Source organism: Microbacterium sp. WCS2018Hpa-23 (assembly GCF_031843845.1).
Classification (GTDB): domain Bacteria; phylum Actinomycetota; class Actinomycetes; order Actinomycetales; family Microbacteriaceae; genus Microbacterium.
This window is the reverse complement of record NZ_JAVTIZ010000005.1, coordinates 182,431-198,167: the sequence shown is the minus strand read 5'-3', so window position 1 is coordinate 198,167 and position 15,737 is coordinate 182,431. Positions and strand designations below refer to the sequence as shown.

Genomic DNA, 15,737 nt, shown 5'->3' with positions numbered 1-15,737 from the left:
CGCTGCATATTGGTATCGCACTTGCGTGACGATCGTCACGTGTGTGACACTTCTTCGACACGGAGCGAAGGAGCTTTCATGACCGAGCACGAACTGCGCTGGGATCGGACCCCGCAGGTGACCCGCACCGGCGAAGAAGACACCCAGACGATGTCGTCGGGAGGGTGCGTCCGCGTCTCCGGGGTCGGACCGCAGCACACCGAGGCGACGAAGATCTGGTTCGGCCAGGTGTCGAACGATCCCGGCTACCGATCGCTGCCGCATCACCACGGTGAGGCGGAGACCGGAGGATACGTCCTCCGAGGCTCGGCCCGCATCTACTTCGGCGAAGGGTACCGCGAGCATCTCGACATGACGGCCGGTGACTGGGTGTTCGTGCCGCCGTTCATGCCGCATGTGGAGGCCAACATGTCGGTGACCGACGAGCTCGTCTGGCTGACCACACGCACGCCCGACAACATCGTCGTCAACCTCGACGACGTCGACGACGCCACGCTCGACGGCTTCCGGCGCGTATGAGCACGTCCGCCGCCTTCCATCGCGCCATCGCTCTCACCGAGGTGACGACGACGCAGACGGACCGAGCCTTCGAGGCGCAGCCGCAGCCGGTGCCGTGGCCCAAGGCCTACGGAGGGGACACCGTCGCTCAGAGCATCGCAGCGGCCCTCCGCACGGTCGATGACGACCGGTCGCTGCACTCAGTGCACAGCACGTTCCTCCGCGGCGTCGACGTCGCGGAGCCGGTGCACTACGAGGTCGAGGTGATCCGCGACGGCCGGGGGTTCTCGACGAGGCACGTGCGGGGCTATCAGCGCGGAAAGCTCGCGTTCATGGCGACGGCATCGTTCCACGTCCCCGAATCGTTCCCCGAGCACGCCCCGCCGATGCCGGATGCACCCATGCCCGAGCTGCTCCGCTCATCCGCCGAGGTGCTCTCGGGGGTCGAGGGCGCCGACATCGACTACTGGTCGCACGGGCGCAGCTTCGACATGCGACACGTGCCGGGCACCGTCTACATCGAGATCGAAGGCGACCGCACGGCGCACCAGGCGGTGTGGGTGCGTTCCTTCGACAGACTCGACGACGACCCCCGCACGCACCAACTCGCGCTGGCCTATGTCTGCGACTACACGATCCTTGAGCCGATGCTGCGCGTCCTCGGACTTCCGTGGCGCGACGAAGGTCTCGTCACGGCCAGCCTCGACCACGCCATGTGGTTCCACGCGCCAGCACGCGCCGACGAGTGGCTGCTCTACGCGCAGGAGAGCGCAGCGATCTCCGACGGGCGCGGTCTCGGCCTAGGCCGGTTCTACACCCGCGACGGACGCCTGGTCGCGACCGTCGCTCAGGAGGGGATGATCCGCCCGGGTCGTCCGCTCTGACCACAATCCATCTTCACTTCCGAAGGGACCGGCAATGATGCTTTCCCGCTCAGCGCACGTCGACACGTTCGCACGTGACTCGCTGCCACCTGCCCACCTCTGGCCCACTCTCGAGTTCACGATTCCGGACGTCCTCTACCCGGAGCGACTGAATGCGGCCGTCGAACTCCTCGACCGGACCATCGACGAGCTCGGCGCCGATCGCACGGCGATCCTGCTCGCAGACGGGACCACCTGGAGCTACGGCGAGCTCCGCCGGCGCGCCGACCAGTTCGCCCAGGTGCTCACCGAGGATCTCGGTCTCGTGCCGGGAAACCGGGTGCTGCTGCGCATGCTCAACGGTCCATGGACCGTGGCATGCTGGCTCGGCGCGCTCAGAGCCGGGATGATCGTGGTCACCACCATGGTGGCGTGGAAGGCCAGGGAGCTGCGTCCCATCGCGGAGCGCGTGCGGCCGCGCGTCGCCATCGTCGATCGGCGAGGCGTCTCGGACGCAGAGATCGCCTTCGCCGAGATGCACGCGCCGCCTGCGATCGTCGTGGCCGGCGGAGACGACGACGAACTCGTGCGGGCGTGCGACTCCAAGCGAGGCGTGTTCGATCCGGTGGACACCGCCGCAGACGATGTCGCCCTCCTCGGCGCGACCAGCGGCACCACCGGAGTGCCGAAGATCACGATGCACTTCCATCGCGACATCCTCGCCAACGCCGACACCTTCGCGCGGCACGTGCTGCACCTGACCGCGGACGACGTGAGCGCGAGCACCGCGCCGCTCGCGTTCACCTTCGGGCTCGGCGGCAACGTCGTGTTCCCGCTGCGGACCGGCGGTGCGATGGTGCTCGTCGAGCGGGCCACACCGATCGAGCTCGCGAAGCTCATCGAGCCCCTGGGGATCACGGTGCTCTACACCGCGCCCACCGGATATCGCAGCATCATCAAAGAGGGGCTCGCGGGGGAGCTCCGTCGGCTGCGCATCGGCGTCGCAGCCGGAGAGCACCTCACGATCTCGACGTTCGAGGCCGTCGAGGCAGCCAGCGGACTCCGACTGATCAACGGCATCGGCGCGACCGAGATGCTGCACGTGTTCATCTCGGCATCCGGAGACGACATCCGCCCCGGTGCGACCGGACGGGCCGTGCCCGGCTACCGCGCGGCCATCCTCGACGACGACGGGCGCGAGCTGGGCGCGGGTGAGCCGGGCAGGCTGGCGGTGATCGGCCCGACGGGATGCCGTTACCTCGACGACGAGCGGCAGAGCGTGTACGTCCACGACGGGTGGAACATCACCGGCGACACGTTCGTGCAGGACGAGGACGGCTACTTCACCTTCCAGGCCCGCAACGACTCGATGATCGTCACGGCCGGCTACAACGTCGGGGCGCCCGAGGTGGAGGAGGTGGTGCTCAGCCATGACGACGTGCTCGAATGCGCGGTCATCGGGTGCCTCGATCCCGAACGGGGCATGATCGTCGCCGCATTCGTCGTGCCTCGCGCGGGCATCGCGCCCTCTGATGCGCTCACCGCCGACATCCTCGACCACGTCAAGGCCCACCTCGCGGTGTACAAGTGCCCTCGCCGCATCGACTATCTCACCGAGCTGCCCCGCAACCCCAGCGGCAAGGTGCAGCACTTCATCCTTCGCGAACGAGCGGCCGCAGCGCTCGACCTCGCCGTATCCGACACTCAAGGAGCCTGACATGCGCGTAGCCGTCATCGGCGGAGGGCCCGGAGGGCTCTACTTCGCCGCACTCATGAAGCAGCTCGACCCCACCCACGAGATCACCGTGTGGGAGCGCAACGCCCCCGACGACACCTTCGGGTTCGGCGTGGTCTTCAGCGATGAGACCCTCGGAGGGATCGAGAACGCCGACCCGGTCATCGCCGCGCGCATGGGCGAGCAGTTCGCCCGGTGGACCGACATCGACATCGTGTTCGGCGGCACGACGCACACTGTCGGCGGGCAGGGGTTCGCGGCGATGGGACGCAAGGAGCTGCTGCAGCTCCTGCAGCAGCGGTGTCTCGAGCTCGATGTCGACATCCGGTTCCGCACTCCTGCTCCTGATGCCGCCGAGCTGATGGCTGAGTACGATCTCGTGCTCGCGGCCGACGGCGTGAACTCCTTCGTGCGAGGGCAGTTCGCCGATCGCTTCGGCCCGGATCTCGATCGTCGCGTCTCGAAGTACATGTGGCTCGGCACCGACAGGGTGTTCGAGGCGTTCACGTTCGCTGTGCAGCACACGCCGCACGGCATCATGCAGCTGCACGGCTACCCGTACTCCGACGGGAGCAGCACGTTCCTCATCGAGATGCATGAGGACGTCTGGCGCGCGGCCGGTCTGGACGCCACCGAGGGCGAGCTCTTCCCGCCCGGCGCCAGCGATCAGTACTCGGTCGATCGGATCCGAGATCTCTTCGCCGAGGTGCTCGACGGTCACGAGGTGCTGACCAACAACTCCAAGTGGCTCAACTTCACCACGGTGCGCAACGAGCACTGGCATCATGAGAACCTCGTGATCCTCGGCGACGCGGCGCACACCGCGCACTTCTCGATCGGCTCGGGCACGAAGCTGGCGATGGAGGATGCTCTCGCGCTCGCCGCCTGCGTGCACGAGCATGTCTCGCTCGACGACGCGCTCGTCGCCTATGAAGCCGAGCGTCGGCCCGTGGTCGCATCGACGCAGCGCGCGGCGCAGGCTTCGCTCGAGTGGTTCGAGAGGATCGGCCAGTACGCAGACCAGGAACCCCTGCAGTTCGCCTTCAACCTGCTCACCCGCAGCAGGCGCATCACCCTCGACAACCTGGCGGTGCGCGACCCCGCCTTCGCGAGCGAGGTCGTGCGCGGCGCGCCGCTGGCGAGTCGCGAGGCCGACGAGCCGGCGATGTTCCGACCCCATCGCATCGGACGACTCGAACTCAAGAACCGCATCGTGGTCTCGCCGATGGACATGTATTCGTCGGTCGAGGGTGTGCCGGGTGACTTCCACCTGGTGCACCTCGGCTCGAAGGCGATGGGCGGTGCCGGCCTCGTGATGACGGAGATGGTGTGCGTGTCGTCCGAGGGGCGCATCACGCCGGGGTGCGCGGGGCTCTATTCGGACACGCAGGCGGATGGCTGGCAGCGCATCGTCGGCTATGTGCACGGCAACTCGACCGCCATGATCGGCGTGCAGATCGGACACTCCGGTCGCAAGGGTTCCACTCGCCGGATGTGGGAGGGGATCGACCGGCCGCTCGAGCAGGACAACTGGAAGACCGTGGCACCGTCGGCGCTCCCGTACGGGCCGAAGAATCAGGTGCCCGAGGAGATCGATCGGACGACCATGTCCGTGATCCGCGAGGAGTTCGTGGCGGCGACGCGACGTGCAGCGGCCGCGGGGTTCGATCTGGCGGAGCTGCACGCGGCGCACGGATACCTCATCTCGTCGTTCCTCTCTCCGATCTCGAACCGGCGCACAGACGAGTACGGCGGCTCTCTCGAGAACCGCCTGCGCTATCCGCTCGAGGTGTTCGACGCGATGCGCGCCGCCTGGCCGGAGGATCTGCCGCTGACCGTGCGGCTCTCCGCCGAGGACTGGATCGACGGCGGGAACACGATCGACGACTCCGTCGAGATCGCCCGGGCCTTCATCGCCCACGGCGCAGATGCGATCGACGTGTCGTCGGGGCAGATCGCGACCCACGAGAAACCTCAGTTCGGGCGTAGCTATCAGACGCCGTTCGCCGATGCGATCCGCAACCGCGTCGCGGCCGCGGCGGGCGTCTCCGTGATCGCCGTCGGAGCCATATCGAGTCACGACGACGTCAACTCGATCCTCCTGGCAGGCCGAGCCGACCTGGTCGCACTCGGTCGCACCCACCTGTGGGATCCGCAGTGGACCCTGCATGCGGCCGCCGATCAGGGGTATCGCGGCCCGGGCGCCGAGTGGGTGCCGCAGTTGCGCGCCGGGTCCCGCAAGCCCCCGACCTCGCGCACCGATGCGGTGCGCCCGCGGTTGGCGCTGGTGCGAGATGCGCAGGACGAGAGCGCCGACACCGCTCATCGGCGGTGGGCGCCTCGGCTCGCGGGGGCAGAAGCGTCGGCTCGCTGAGCCGGCCGTCGATCGACACCCAGACACCCAGGCGTCCAGACGTCCAGACACCCAGACAGTCCGAAACGAAGGAGACCGCACATGTCGCGGCAGATCATCAATCCCGAGTCGCTCGTGAAGCCGAGCGGATTCGCGCACGGCGTCCGAGCCGGAGAGTTCGTCTACCTCGGCGGTCAGACGGCGATGGATGCCGCCGGGCACATCGTCCCTGGCGGCATCGTGGAGCAGTTCGTCCAGGCGTTCTCGAACGTGCTGACCACCCTGGCGACGGCTGGTGGCGAACCACGCGACCTCGTCGATGTCACCATCTACCTCACCGACGTCGACGACTATCAGCGCAACGGCCGCGAGATCGGCAGACGATGGCGCGAGCTCGCCGGCACCGAGTACCCCGCGATGGCGGGTATCGGCGTGACACGGCTCTGGCAGCCGGAGGCGCTGATCGAGATCCAGGGCGTCGCGCACCTGTCTGGCGCGCAGGACTCCTGATGCGTCTTGCGACAGTGCGCCGAGACGGCGGCACACACGCGGCGGTGGGAGATGCGGCGGGATGGGTGCTGCTCGACGAGTCCGACGTGCAGGAGCTGATCGCTGCCCCGGACTGGCTCACGCGAGCGGCGGATGCTCTGCGGCATCCGGCCAGGGCCGATGTCGACGCGCACGAGTTCGCCCACCCGGTGCCGCGGCCCGCGAAGGTGTTCTGCTGCGGCCTGAACTATCGCGACCACATCGTCGAGACGGGGCGGCCGGTGCCGGAGTTCCCGACTCTGTTCGCCAAGTTCGCAGACACGCTGACCGGGCCCGCAGACGACATCGTCGTGCGCGAGACGCGCAAGCTCGATTGGGAAGCGGAGCTGGCGGTCATCGTCGGCGCTGAAGTGCATCGAGCCGACCGTGAGCAGGCGAGGGCGGCGATCCTCGGGTATGCGGTGTCGAACGACATCTCGATGCGGGACTGGCAGCAGCGCACGCTGCAGTGGCTGCAGGGCAAGGCGTTCGACGCGACGACGCCGGTGGGGCCGTGGGTCGTCACCGCAGACGAACTCGATCCGAGTTCCGGGCTGCGCATCACCTGCGCGGTGAACGACGAGCTCGTGCAGGATGCCGACACCGCGGCGCTCGTCTTCGACGCGGCCGACCTCGTGGCCTATGTGTCGCAGATCACGGCACTCCGCCCCGGTGACATCGTGCTCACCGGGACGCCGGGAGGCGTGGCACTCGGGATGCCGGAGCCGCGGTGGCTGCGCGACGGAGACGTGGTCACGACTGAGATCGAGGGGATCGGCGCGCTCCGGAACACGATCCGCTTCGACCACGGACGCTAGACGCGACCGATGGCACGCAGGAGGGCCGGGGAGATCGACTCCTCGGCCCTCCTGCGTGTCTCAGCTCAGCCGGTCAGTCGGTCACGCCGTGGCGAAGCCGTGCGCGCGGGCGACGGCATCCAGTGCGATGCGACCAGCCTGCACGTTGAGGCCCTTGGCGAGTGCGGCGTCGTCCGCTGCGGCTCGCTCCCACCCCTCGCCGGCGATGGCCGACACGTAGGGGAGGGTGGCGTTGGTGAGGGCGCGGGTGGCCGTCTCGGGCACGGCGCCCGGCATGTTGGCGACGCAGTAGTAGATCGAGTCGTGCACGGCGAAGGTGGGGTCGTCGTGCGTCGTGGGACGAGAGCCTTCGAAGCATCCGCCCTGGTCGATCGCGATGTCGACGAGCACCGAGCCGGGCTTCATCGTGGCGACCATGTCGTCGGTGACGAGCTTGGGCGCGGCGGCACCGGGGATCAGCACCGAGCCGATGACGAGGTCGGCCGTCGCGAGCTCCTCGGCGATGTCGTACCTGCTCGACGCACGGGTCTGCAGAGCGCCGCCGTAGCGGTGCTCGAGCTCACGGAGGCGCGGCAGCGAGATGTCGATCACGGTCACCTGAGAGCCGAGCCCGAGGGCGTTGGCGGCCGCGTGCTCCCCGGCGACACCGCCGCCGATCACGACGGTCTTGGCGCGAGGAGCGCCGGCGATCCCACCCATCAGCACGCCTCGTCCGCCCGCTGACCGCATCAGGGAGTACGAGCCCATGGTCACCGAGAGGCGGCCGGCGATCTCGCTCATCGGCACGAGCAGCGGCAGGCTGCGATCGGGCAGCTGCACGGTCTCGTAGGCGACGGCCGTGGTTCCCGCATCGACGAGCGCGGTGGTCAGCGCGCGATCGGCCGCGAGGTGCAGGTAGGTGAAGAGAGTGAGGTCTGGGCGCAGGAAGCCGTACTCCTGCGCGATCGGCTCCTTCACCTTGATGAGCAGGTCGGCCTTGCCCCAGGTCTCTTCGGCCGTGTCGACGATCTCTGCGCCGGCGAGGCGATAGGCCTCGTCGGAGATGCCGGAACCGACGCCCGCGCCCGACTGCACGAGCACGCGGTGCCCCTCGTGCACCAGACGGTCGGCGCCCGCAGGCGTCAGCGCGGTGCGGTTCTCGTTGTTCTTGACCTCTGTGGGCACGCCGATCTTCATCGATCCTCCAAGTGACGGTTGCGTGGGTACATCCCAGAATCGCAGAAACGTCGACCTATCGACAGAATGCCTGAAGAACATTCGCTCTGGCAGGAGATCCTGCATAATCGTTCGCATGGAGACGTCATCCGAGGCCGCGCAGTCGAACACTCTTCGGGCCCCGGCGCTCGACGCGATCGATGCGCGAATCGTCCAGCTGCTGAGCGACGACGGGAGGATGACGAATGCCGAGCTCGCCGGTCACCTCGGTGTCGCGCCCTCGACCGCGCACGCGCGACTGCGCGCCCTCGTCGACCGGGGTGTGATCAGCGGCTTCCACGCGAGTGTCGACGAGCGGATGCTGGGCGCGGGCCTGCAGGCGATCATCGGTGTGACGCTGCGTCCGAGCGGGCGTAGGGAGAGCATCGTCGAGTTCGCCGACCGCGTGCGAGTGTTGCCGCAGGTCATCCAGGTGTTCTTCCTCGGAGGAGACGACGACTTCCTGCTGCACATCGCCGTCGCCGACTCGTCGGAGATGCGCGAGTTCGTGCTCGAGCACCTGTCGGCGCAGTCGAGCGTCGCCTCGACGAGGACCAGCATCGTGTTCGACTATCACCGGAATTCGGTGGCGGCTTCGTTCCGCTAGCGAAGGGGCTGGCCAGGTGCCGGAAACCGTCGACTGTATATTGCACGGTCTCAGCCGGGTGCCTATCGTGAGGGCCGGGACGGTGCAGCCGACGCCGACGCGGCTCGCATCCGCTGGGGGTTGCGATGTCGCGGGTGATCGATGATGCAGAGCTGGCCGCATGGCTGGGCAGGCTGTCGACGGGGCTGTGGGCGTCGCCCTCCGGCGATGACGAGCGTGCGGTTCCCGAGTGGTTCTCTGACGAGGTGATCCGTCTCGATGGACATCGCGGGATGCTCCAGCTCTCCAACTTCGGGACCATGAGAGCCGACGATCCCGACGCGTTCCAGGCGGCGCTCCTGCGCAGGTCGATCGGGGCCACGATGCTCTACAGCACCCTCGAGACGGCGCACACCGTGAGCTACGACCGTGGTTCCCCTGAGAACGAGGACATCATCATCGTCGGGATGTCGAACCAGGGCGGCCAGCGGCTGCACACGGCTGCGGGCGTCCAGCTCATGAGCGTCGGGCGCATGGGATTCATGTCGAGTCTTGGCGCCTCGGCCGTCGAGCATCTCGGCGTGAGCGACACGACCGGCGTCGTCGTCCCTGTGTCGGCGATCCCGGGGTATCGACACGTGCTGGCACGAGGCGCGGACATGTTCCCGGACACACCCCTGACGAGAGCAGCGGGTGCGTCGTTCGGACGGATGCTGTTCGAATGGGCCAAGGACCCAGACCAGGGTGCCGGAGCGCTCGCGGGCACCGAAGCCGCGCTGCTCGCTCTGGTGCGTGGTCTCTTCCGGCAGTTCCCCGGCGACGGTGAGACCGATCGGGCGAGTGAGCTCCGCGCTGAAGCGGGGCGGATCATCGAGCGGCGTCATCGCGACGCCGGCTTCGGTATCGAAGAGCTCGCGGCGGAGCTGCACATCAGTCGGCGCCAGCTGTTCCGCCTCTACGCGGGGACGGACGAGAGCCTCGCCGGCCGGCTGCTGCGCCGCCGCCTGGTGACGGCCAGGGAAGAGCTGCTGTCGACTCCTCCTCAGGATCTCGCGGCGGTCGCCCTGCGCTCGGGGTTCGCCGACGCTGCCGCGCTGCGCGCGCAGTTCTCCCGCCATGTCGGTCTGAGCCCCAGTGCGTTCCGCCTCGCCGCACGCACGCAGCCGCCGCGACTGGCCGAGGCGATGCTGCTCAGCGACGAGCAGCTCGGCCCCTCGCTCTGACCGTCATCCGGTGACACGAGATCGCGATTCGCGTGCCAACGGGTGCACTGCGTGCCGGGGTTCGTGCACCGGGTGACAGATGGGTCGGCGTCTCTTCCGGCGCGTTCTGCGCGTGCATAACCTGGGCTTGCCCGTGTCCCCAGGCGGGTCATGACGGCAGATGGCGACGAAGCTCCGGCTTCGGGTTCGTCGGCTGTCACGGCTTCCGGACGCGGTGGACCGCCCGTCCGGAAGCTCGGGGACAGGCGCGTGAGCGCCGGGTACGACGGACCGCCCGCGGGAGAACGGGTGGACGTGCGGGTGCTTCGGTCGGGGGAACCGAGGCACCCGCGAACCTCCGGGTTCGCGTCAGGCGCCGAACGACGACGGAAGCGCGCAGTAGTCCGCGAAGCGCCGGATCGGATTCGCGGGGTCGGTCACGTCGACGAGCGCCGAGGCGATCGCATGCGGGGCCTCGTCTCCTGCGAGCTGCCACACGATGAAGTTCCATAGACCGCGAGCGGTCTCACTCAGCATCGCGGGCGGACCCGAGACGACGAGCACGCTGCCGCTGTCGGGGGACCCGCGAAACGGAGCGATGACATCGGTCCGCAGAACCTGCTCGTCACCATCGTCCGTGTGCTCGCGCTCGACCTGCTGGCCCGCGGCGGTCAGAGCTGCGGCGAGGCCATCGGCCGCGTGGCGTGAACGCTCGGCATCGGCTCCCGCGACGACGAGCAGGCGGCGTCCACGCGGGTACAGGTGCAGGAACTCGGCGGAGATGTCGGACCAGGCGTCGCTCATGATCTCAGGCTACGCCCGCCGGTGATCACAGGCGCCGTCGGTCAGAACATGGTCAGGATGCCGGCGAGCAGGGAGGCGACCATGAGAAACACGGGCATCGCCAGCAGCACCATGGACGTGCCGGCGGTGAGGAGCGCCGCCACCCCCAGTTGCACCGGGAGTCTCGGTCTGGGGACACCCTCACGTGGCAGATTCCCGCCGACCACGAGCCCGACCGCGCCGGTCGCGATCGCGATGGTATGGGATGGACGCACGAACTCTATGGGGATGCGGAGCACAGCGGTCTCCTCGAAGCCGAACAGGACCAGGGCGATCGGGATCGCTGTCAGCAGGGTGAGCGCGAGCGACGCGGAACCGAGGCTGAGGGAAGTGGTGCGGCGGACGCGGAGAGCGTGTTCGGAAAGGGGCGTAGGTATCGGCATCCCGCGAGCGTAGGGCGGGGCGGAGACGCTCGAACCCGGTTGTCCACAGGGGTGGAACGGCAGAGCCCCTCGGATGCGGGATCGCGGCATCCGAGGGGCTTCTGTGCAGTGTGAGTCAGTCCTCTTCGACGAGGAAGCGGCTGTACGCGCCGAGTGTCAGGAACGCCGGGAACTCCTCCTGCAGCGCGACGTCACGGAAGATCTCCGCCGCGTCGTCGAACCGATCGCCGGCCGATCGCGTCGCCTGGGCGAGCACATCGCGGATCAGATCCTCGATGTACTCGGCCGTGATCGGCGTGCCGTCTTCGGTGGTGCGGTCCTGGTGGATCCACTGCCACACCTGCGAGCGGCTGATCTCGGCGGTCGCGGCATCCTCCATCAGGTTGTCGATGGCGACAGCGCCGAGCCCCCGCAGCCACGCCTCGAGGTAGCGGATCGCCACCGAGACGTTGTCACGCACGCCCCGTGCCGTGATCGGGCGCCCGATGTGCACGTCGAGTAGCTGCGCTGCGGTCACCGCGACCTCGGGGCGCTGGCGATCGAGCTGATTCGGCCGGTCGCCGAGCACGGCGTCGAACTCCGCCTGCGCTGTGGGGATCAGATCCGGGTGAGCCACCCAGGTGCCGTCGAAGCCGTCGCCGGCCTCGCGCTTCTTATCGGCGGACACCTTCTCGAACGCCCGCGCGGTGACATCGGGGTCGCGGCGGTTGGGGATGAAGGCGCTCATGCCGCCGATCGCGTAGGCGCCCCGCTTGTGGCAGGTCTGCACGAGCAGTTCGGTGTATGCCCGCATGAACGGCACCGTCATCGTGACCTCGCTGCGATCAGGGAGCACGAAGCGCGCGCCGCGACCGCGGTAGTTCTTGATGATGGAGAAGATGTAGTCCCAGCGTCCGGCGTTGAGGCCTGCGCAGTGGTCGCGCAGCTCGTACAGGATCTCGTCCATCTCGAACGCCGCGGGCAGCGTCTCGATGAGTACGGTGGCGCGGATCGTGCCGTGCGGGATTCCGATGTACTCCTCGCTGAAGGAGAACACGTCGTCCCACAGCTTCGCCTCTTCGCTCGACTCCAGCTTCGCGATGTAGAAGTACGGGCCGCGCCCGTTCGCGATGAGCTCCTTCGCGTTGTGGAAGAAGTAGAGACCGAAGTCCACGAGCGAACCGGATGCCGCGGTGCGGCGCCCCGCGCGATCGGTGAACTGCAGGTGCTTCTCCGGCAGGTGCCATCCGCGGGGGCGCATCACGATGGTGGGCGTGCGTTCCGCGGTGACGCGGTACTCCTTGCCCGGCCCCGACTCGGTCGACGGGCCCGTGAAGGAGAGCTCGCCGCGGATCGCGTCACGGAGGGACAGCTGACCCTCGATGACGTTCTTCCATGTGGGGCTGGTCGCATCCTCCTGGTCTGCGAGCCAGACCCGAGCGCCCGAGTTCAGGGCGTTGATCGTCATCTTCGGATCGGTCGGACCGGTGATCTCGACGCGGCGGTCCTCGAGGCCGGGACCTGCGCCGGCGACTCGCCACTCGGCATCATGGCGGATGTGCGTGGTGTCGTCGCGGAATCGGGGGTCGTGGCCGTTGCCGATCTCGAACCGACGGCGCATCCGGTCGGCCAGCCGATCGTGGCGGCGTGAGGCGAAGCGGTGGTGCAGCTCGGTGAGGAACGCGATCGCCTCGGGGGTGAGGATCTCGTCGTAGCGCTCACGCAGCGGACCGCTGACGGTGATCGCGGGGCCCTGCTGCGTGGTCTGGATCGGAGCGGTGGTCGGGCTGATGGTCGGGGGAGCGGTGGGAGTGGTCATGGTCTGCGTCCTTTACGAGTCAGTGGAACTGTGCGGCTTCGGTGGAGCCGGCGAGGGCGAGGGTCGCGCTGTCGGGGTTGAGCGCGGTGGAGATGACGTCGAAGTAGCCGGTGCCCGCCTCGCGCTGGTGCTTGGTGGCGGTGTAGCCGTTCGCCTCGGCGGCGAACTCGGCCTCCTGCAGCTCGACGTACGCGCTCATGGCGCGCTCGGCGTAACCGCGGGCGAGGTCGAACATCGAGTGGTTCAGGGCGTGGAAGCCGGCGAGCGTGATGAACTGGAATTTGTAGCCCAGGTCAGCCAGCTCCTGCTGGAACGTCGCGATCTCGGCGTCCGACAGGTGGCGCTTCCAGTTGAAGCTCGGCGAGCAGTTGTACGCGAGCAGCTTGCCGGGGAACTGCGCGTGGATGGCCGTGGCGAACTCGCGGGCCAGTTCGATGTCGGGCTCACCCGTCTCGACCCACAGCAGATCGGCATACGGCGCGAACGCGAGGCCGCGGCTGATGACCGAGTCGATGCCGGGGCGGATGCGGTAAAAGCCCTCGGTCGTGCGCTCGCCGGTGGTGAACTGCTGATCGCGCTCGTCGACGTCGCTGGTGAGCAGGTCGGCGGCGAGAGCATCCGTCCGGGCGATGATGACTGTCGGCACACCTGCCACGTCGGCGGCGAGACGTGCCGCGTTCAGGGTGCGGATGTGCTGCTGCGTGGGCACGAGCACCTTGCCGCCCAGGTGGCCGCACTTCTTCTCGCTCGCGAGCTGGTCCTCCCAGTGGATCGCCGCGGCGCCCGCCTGGATCAGCGACTGCGCGAGCTCGTAGGCGTTGAGCGGCCCGCCGAACCCGGCCTCGGCATCGGCCACGATCGGGGCGAGCCAGTCCTGGGTGACATCGCCCTCGGCGTGCTCGAGCTGGTCCTGACGGATCAGCGCGTTGTTGATGCGACGCACGACCGCCGGCACCGAGTTGGCCGGGTAGAGCGACTGGTCGGGGTAGGTCTGGCCGGCGAGGTTGCCGTCGGCCGCGACCTGCCAGCCCGAGAGGTAGATCGCCTTGAGTCCCGCACGCACCTGCTGTACGGCCTGGCCACCGGTGTAGGCGCCGAGAGCCCGCACGTAGTCCTCGGTGTGCAGGAGGTTCCAGAGGTTCTCGGCCCCGCGATGGGCGAGGGTGGAGTCCTCGCGGACAGATCCCCGGATGCGGATGACGTCCTCGGCCGAATAGGTGCGCTCGACACCGTCCCAGCGGGGATCGGTCTCCCAGATCTCCCGGAGCTCGGCGGCCGTCTGAACCTGGTCGCCGGCACGCAGACCTGCGGGGCGAGGGGTGTGGTTCTGATCGGTGTTCGTCATGGTGTCTCCTCCGTTGGATGCCCGGACCGTGAAGCCGGGTGGCGTGTTTCCACTGTGGGTGAAGAAGTCACGCTCAACCGGCCGATCCGCGTGTGAAGATCGTCGAAAATTCTGTTTCTGTGACAGAATCGGCCCCATGAGCACCTCAGTGGTCGAAGAAGACGCCGACGCCCTCACGATCGGGCGACGCATCCGTCAACTGCGCACCGCGCGGGGAATGACCCTCGACGACCTCGCAGCGGCCGTCGATCGGGCCCCGAGCCAGATGTCGATGATCGAGACGGGCAAGCGCGAGCCGAAGCTCACCCAGTTGCAGGCGATCGCGCGGGCACTCGGTGTCACGATCGATGCGCTTCTCGAGGGCGAGCCGCTCGACGAGCGCAGCGCGGTCGAGATCGCCCTCGAGCGCGCGATGAAGGGCCAGACATTCCAGGCACTGGGGATCGAGCCGTTCCGGATCGCCAAGAGCATGCCGACGGATGCTCTGAAGGCGCTGCTCGCGCTGCACGGCGAGATCGATCGGCTCAAGGACGAGCGCGCCGCCACGCCGGAGGAGGCGCGGCGCGCGAACGTCGAGCTGCGTCACCTGATGCGCAGGCAGGACAACCACTTCGCGGACCTCGAGCAGAAGGCGGCTGAGATACTCGCGGCGGTCGGGCACCCCGGCGGCCCGCTCACCCAGCGGACGGCATCCGAGATCGCCGCCTACCTCGGGTTCACCCTCCACTACGCACCCGACCTGCCGCAGACCACGCGCAGCGTGGCCGACCTCGCGAACGGGCGGCTGTACCTGTCGAGCAGCGTTCCGGCCAAGGGTGATGCGCGCACCGCCGTGCTGCAGGCGCTGTCGAGCCGCATCCTCGGGCACTCGGAGCCGCGCAGCTATGCGGAGTTCCTGCGCCAGCGGGTTGAGACGAACTACCTCACCGGCGCGCTGCTCGTTCCCGAGGCTCACGTGGTGCCGGCGCTGAAAGATGCGAAGTCACGCAGGGCGATCTCGATCGAGGACCTCCGCGACGCCTACTCCGTCTCGTACGAGACGGCGGCGCACCGGTTCACCAACCTCGCAACTCGCCACCTCGACATCCCCGTGCACTTCCTCAAGGTGCACGAGTCGGGGACGATCACGAAGGCCTACGAGAACGACGACGTGAACTTCCCGACGGACAGGCTCGGTTCGATCGAGGGCCAGATGTGCTGCCGACGGTGGACGAGCCGCGTCGTGTTCGACGAGGACGACCGCTTCAACCCGTACTACCAGTACACAGACACCGGCAACGGCACCTACTGGTGCACGGCCCGCGTCGAGGCGTCGAGTGAAGGGCTGCACTCGGTCAGCGTGGGTGTGCGATTCGACGACACCAAGTGGTTCGTCGGTCGTGACACTGTGCACCGAGGAGTCTCGAAGCACTCGGTCGAGGTGTGCTGTCGCAGGGCGCCGGCAGAGCTCGAGGGGCGGTGGCGCGAGAACTCCTGGCCGAACGTGAAGACGCCCCGCACCCTGCTTGCGACGCTGCCCACGGGAGCGTTCCCCGGGGTCGACACGACCGATGTGTACGAGTTCCTCGAGGCGCACGCGCCGCGCTGAGCG

At 68.2% G+C, this 15,737-nt stretch carries 14 protein-coding genes; 9 read left to right on the top strand and 5 right to left on the bottom strand.

Features of this window, described 5'->3' with window-relative positions; translation table 11 throughout:
* Positions 1-78 precede the first annotated feature (78 nt).
* From RQG77_RS10205 to RQG77_RS10180, 6 genes are all read left to right on the top strand, one after another.
* The gene (locus RQG77_RS10205; RefSeq protein WP_311244624.1) at positions 79-519 is read left to right on the top strand and encodes a cupin domain-containing protein; all 441 of its coding nucleotides are present in this window, start codon (positions 79-81) and stop codon (positions 517-519) included.
* The gene (locus tag RQG77_RS10200; protein WP_311244623.1) at positions 516-1,382 is read left to right on the top strand and encodes an acyl-CoA thioesterase domain-containing protein; all 867 of its coding nucleotides are present in this window, start codon (positions 516-518) and stop codon (positions 1,380-1,382) included. The genes RQG77_RS10205 and RQG77_RS10200 overlap by 4 nt, the downstream gene beginning before the upstream one ends.
* 34 nt (positions 1,383-1,416) lie before the next feature.
* Positions 1,417-3,078 (top strand): AMP-binding protein, encoded by a 1,662-nt coding sequence (locus tag RQG77_RS10195; RefSeq protein ID WP_311244622.1) that lies wholly within the window; start codon positions 1,417-1,419, stop codon positions 3,076-3,078.
* Between the two features lies 1 nt (position 3,079).
* Positions 3,080-5,470, top strand: coding sequence for a bifunctional salicylyl-CoA 5-hydroxylase/oxidoreductase (locus RQG77_RS10190; RefSeq protein WP_311244621.1), 2,391 nt, complete (start codon positions 3,080-3,082; stop codon positions 5,468-5,470).
* An 81-nt stretch (positions 5,471-5,551) separates the two neighbouring features.
* Positions 5,552-5,959 carry a RidA family protein gene (locus RQG77_RS10185; RefSeq protein WP_311244620.1) on the top strand — a complete coding sequence of 136 codons (408 nt, stop codon included), beginning with the start codon at positions 5,552-5,554 and terminating at the stop codon, positions 5,957-5,959.
* Entirely contained in the window at positions 5,959-6,795 is an 837-nt protein-coding gene (locus RQG77_RS10180; protein WP_311244619.1) for a fumarylacetoacetate hydrolase family protein, read from the top strand. Before RQG77_RS10185 ends, RQG77_RS10180 begins: the two co-directional genes overlap by 1 nt.
* Before the next feature lie 81 nt (positions 6,796-6,876).
* Here RQG77_RS10180 and ald read toward each other — a convergent pair whose 3' ends face one another.
* Entirely contained in the window at positions 6,877-7,971 is a 1,095-nt protein-coding gene (ald, locus tag RQG77_RS10175) for an alanine dehydrogenase (RefSeq protein WP_311244618.1), read from the bottom strand.
* Between the two features lie 115 nt (positions 7,972-8,086).
* On the opposite strand from ald, the gene RQG77_RS10170 reads away from it, so the two are divergent.
* Positions 8,087-8,596 (top strand): Lrp/AsnC family transcriptional regulator, encoded by a 510-nt coding sequence (locus RQG77_RS10170; protein ID WP_311244617.1) that lies wholly within the window; start codon positions 8,087-8,089, stop codon positions 8,594-8,596.
* Positions 8,597-8,730: 134 nt separating this feature from the next.
* Complete coding sequence (locus RQG77_RS10165; RefSeq protein WP_311244616.1) at positions 8,731-9,798, top strand: helix-turn-helix domain-containing protein; 1,068 nt, start codon at positions 8,731-8,733, stop codon at positions 9,796-9,798.
* A 348-nt stretch (positions 9,799-10,146) separates the two neighbouring features.
* Here the strand turns inward: RQG77_RS10165 and RQG77_RS10160 are convergent, their stop codons facing one another.
* From RQG77_RS10160 to aceA, 4 genes are all read right to left on the bottom strand, one after another.
* Positions 10,147-10,581, bottom strand: coding sequence for a hypothetical protein (locus tag RQG77_RS10160; RefSeq protein WP_311244615.1), 435 nt, complete (start codon positions 10,579-10,581; stop codon positions 10,147-10,149).
* A gap of 41 nt (positions 10,582-10,622) precedes the next feature.
* A complete protein-coding gene (locus RQG77_RS10155) occupies positions 10,623-11,003 on the bottom strand; it encodes a hypothetical protein (RefSeq protein WP_311244614.1) in 381 nt (126 codons plus the stop codon).
* Between the two features lie 115 nt (positions 11,004-11,118).
* A complete protein-coding gene (gene aceB, locus RQG77_RS10150; RefSeq protein ID WP_311244613.1) occupies positions 11,119-12,801 on the bottom strand; it encodes a malate synthase A in 1,683 nt (560 codons plus the stop codon).
* Positions 12,802-12,820: 19 nt separating this feature from the next.
* The gene (aceA, locus tag RQG77_RS10145) at positions 12,821-14,146 is read right to left on the bottom strand and encodes an isocitrate lyase (RefSeq protein WP_311244612.1); all 1,326 of its coding nucleotides are present in this window, start codon (positions 14,144-14,146) and stop codon (positions 12,821-12,823) included.
* Positions 14,147-14,282: 136 nt separating this feature from the next.
* Between aceA and RQG77_RS10140 the strand changes: the two genes are divergently transcribed.
* Positions 14,283-15,734 carry a helix-turn-helix domain-containing protein gene (locus RQG77_RS10140; RefSeq protein WP_311244611.1) on the top strand — a complete coding sequence of 484 codons (1,452 nt, stop codon included), beginning with the start codon at positions 14,283-14,285 and terminating at the stop codon, positions 15,732-15,734.
* Positions 15,735-15,737 lie beyond the last annotated feature (3 nt).

Bases quoted from the DNA above. Each gene is read 5' to 3' on its own strand.
- RQG77_RS10195 (WP_311244622.1), top strand. From the start codon at position 1,417: ATGATGCTTTCCCGCTCAGCGCACGTCGACACGTTCGCACGTGACTCG.
- ald (WP_311244618.1), bottom strand. From the start codon at position 7,971: ATGAAGATCGGCGTGCCCACAGAGGTCAAGAACAACGAGAACCGCACC.
- RQG77_RS10185 (WP_311244620.1), top strand. From the start codon at position 5,552: ATGTCGCGGCAGATCATCAATCCCGAGTCGCTCGTGAAGCCGAGCGGA.
- RQG77_RS10205 (WP_311244624.1), top strand. From the start codon at position 79: ATGACCGAGCACGAACTGCGCTGGGATCGGACCCCGCAGGTGACCCGC.
- aceB (WP_311244613.1), bottom strand. From the start codon at position 12,801: ATGACCACTCCCACCGCTCCCCCGACCATCAGCCCGACCACCGCTCCG.
- RQG77_RS10180 (WP_311244619.1), top strand. From the start codon at position 5,959: ATGCGTCTTGCGACAGTGCGCCGAGACGGCGGCACACACGCGGCGGTG.
- RQG77_RS10190 (WP_311244621.1), top strand. From the start codon at position 3,080: ATGCGCGTAGCCGTCATCGGCGGAGGGCCCGGAGGGCTCTACTTCGCC.
- RQG77_RS10140 (WP_311244611.1), top strand. From the start codon at position 14,283: ATGAGCACCTCAGTGGTCGAAGAAGACGCCGACGCCCTCACGATCGGG.
- RQG77_RS10155 (WP_311244614.1), bottom strand. From the start codon at position 11,003: ATGCCGATACCTACGCCCCTTTCCGAACACGCTCTCCGCGTCCGCCGC.
- aceA (WP_311244612.1), bottom strand. From the start codon at position 14,146: ATGACGAACACCGATCAGAACCACACCCCTCGCCCCGCAGGTCTGCGT.
- RQG77_RS10160 (WP_311244615.1), bottom strand. From the start codon at position 10,581: ATGAGCGACGCCTGGTCCGACATCTCCGCCGAGTTCCTGCACCTGTAC.
- RQG77_RS10170 (WP_311244617.1), top strand. From the start codon at position 8,087: ATGGAGACGTCATCCGAGGCCGCGCAGTCGAACACTCTTCGGGCCCCG.
- RQG77_RS10200 (WP_311244623.1), top strand. From the start codon at position 516: ATGAGCACGTCCGCCGCCTTCCATCGCGCCATCGCTCTCACCGAGGTG.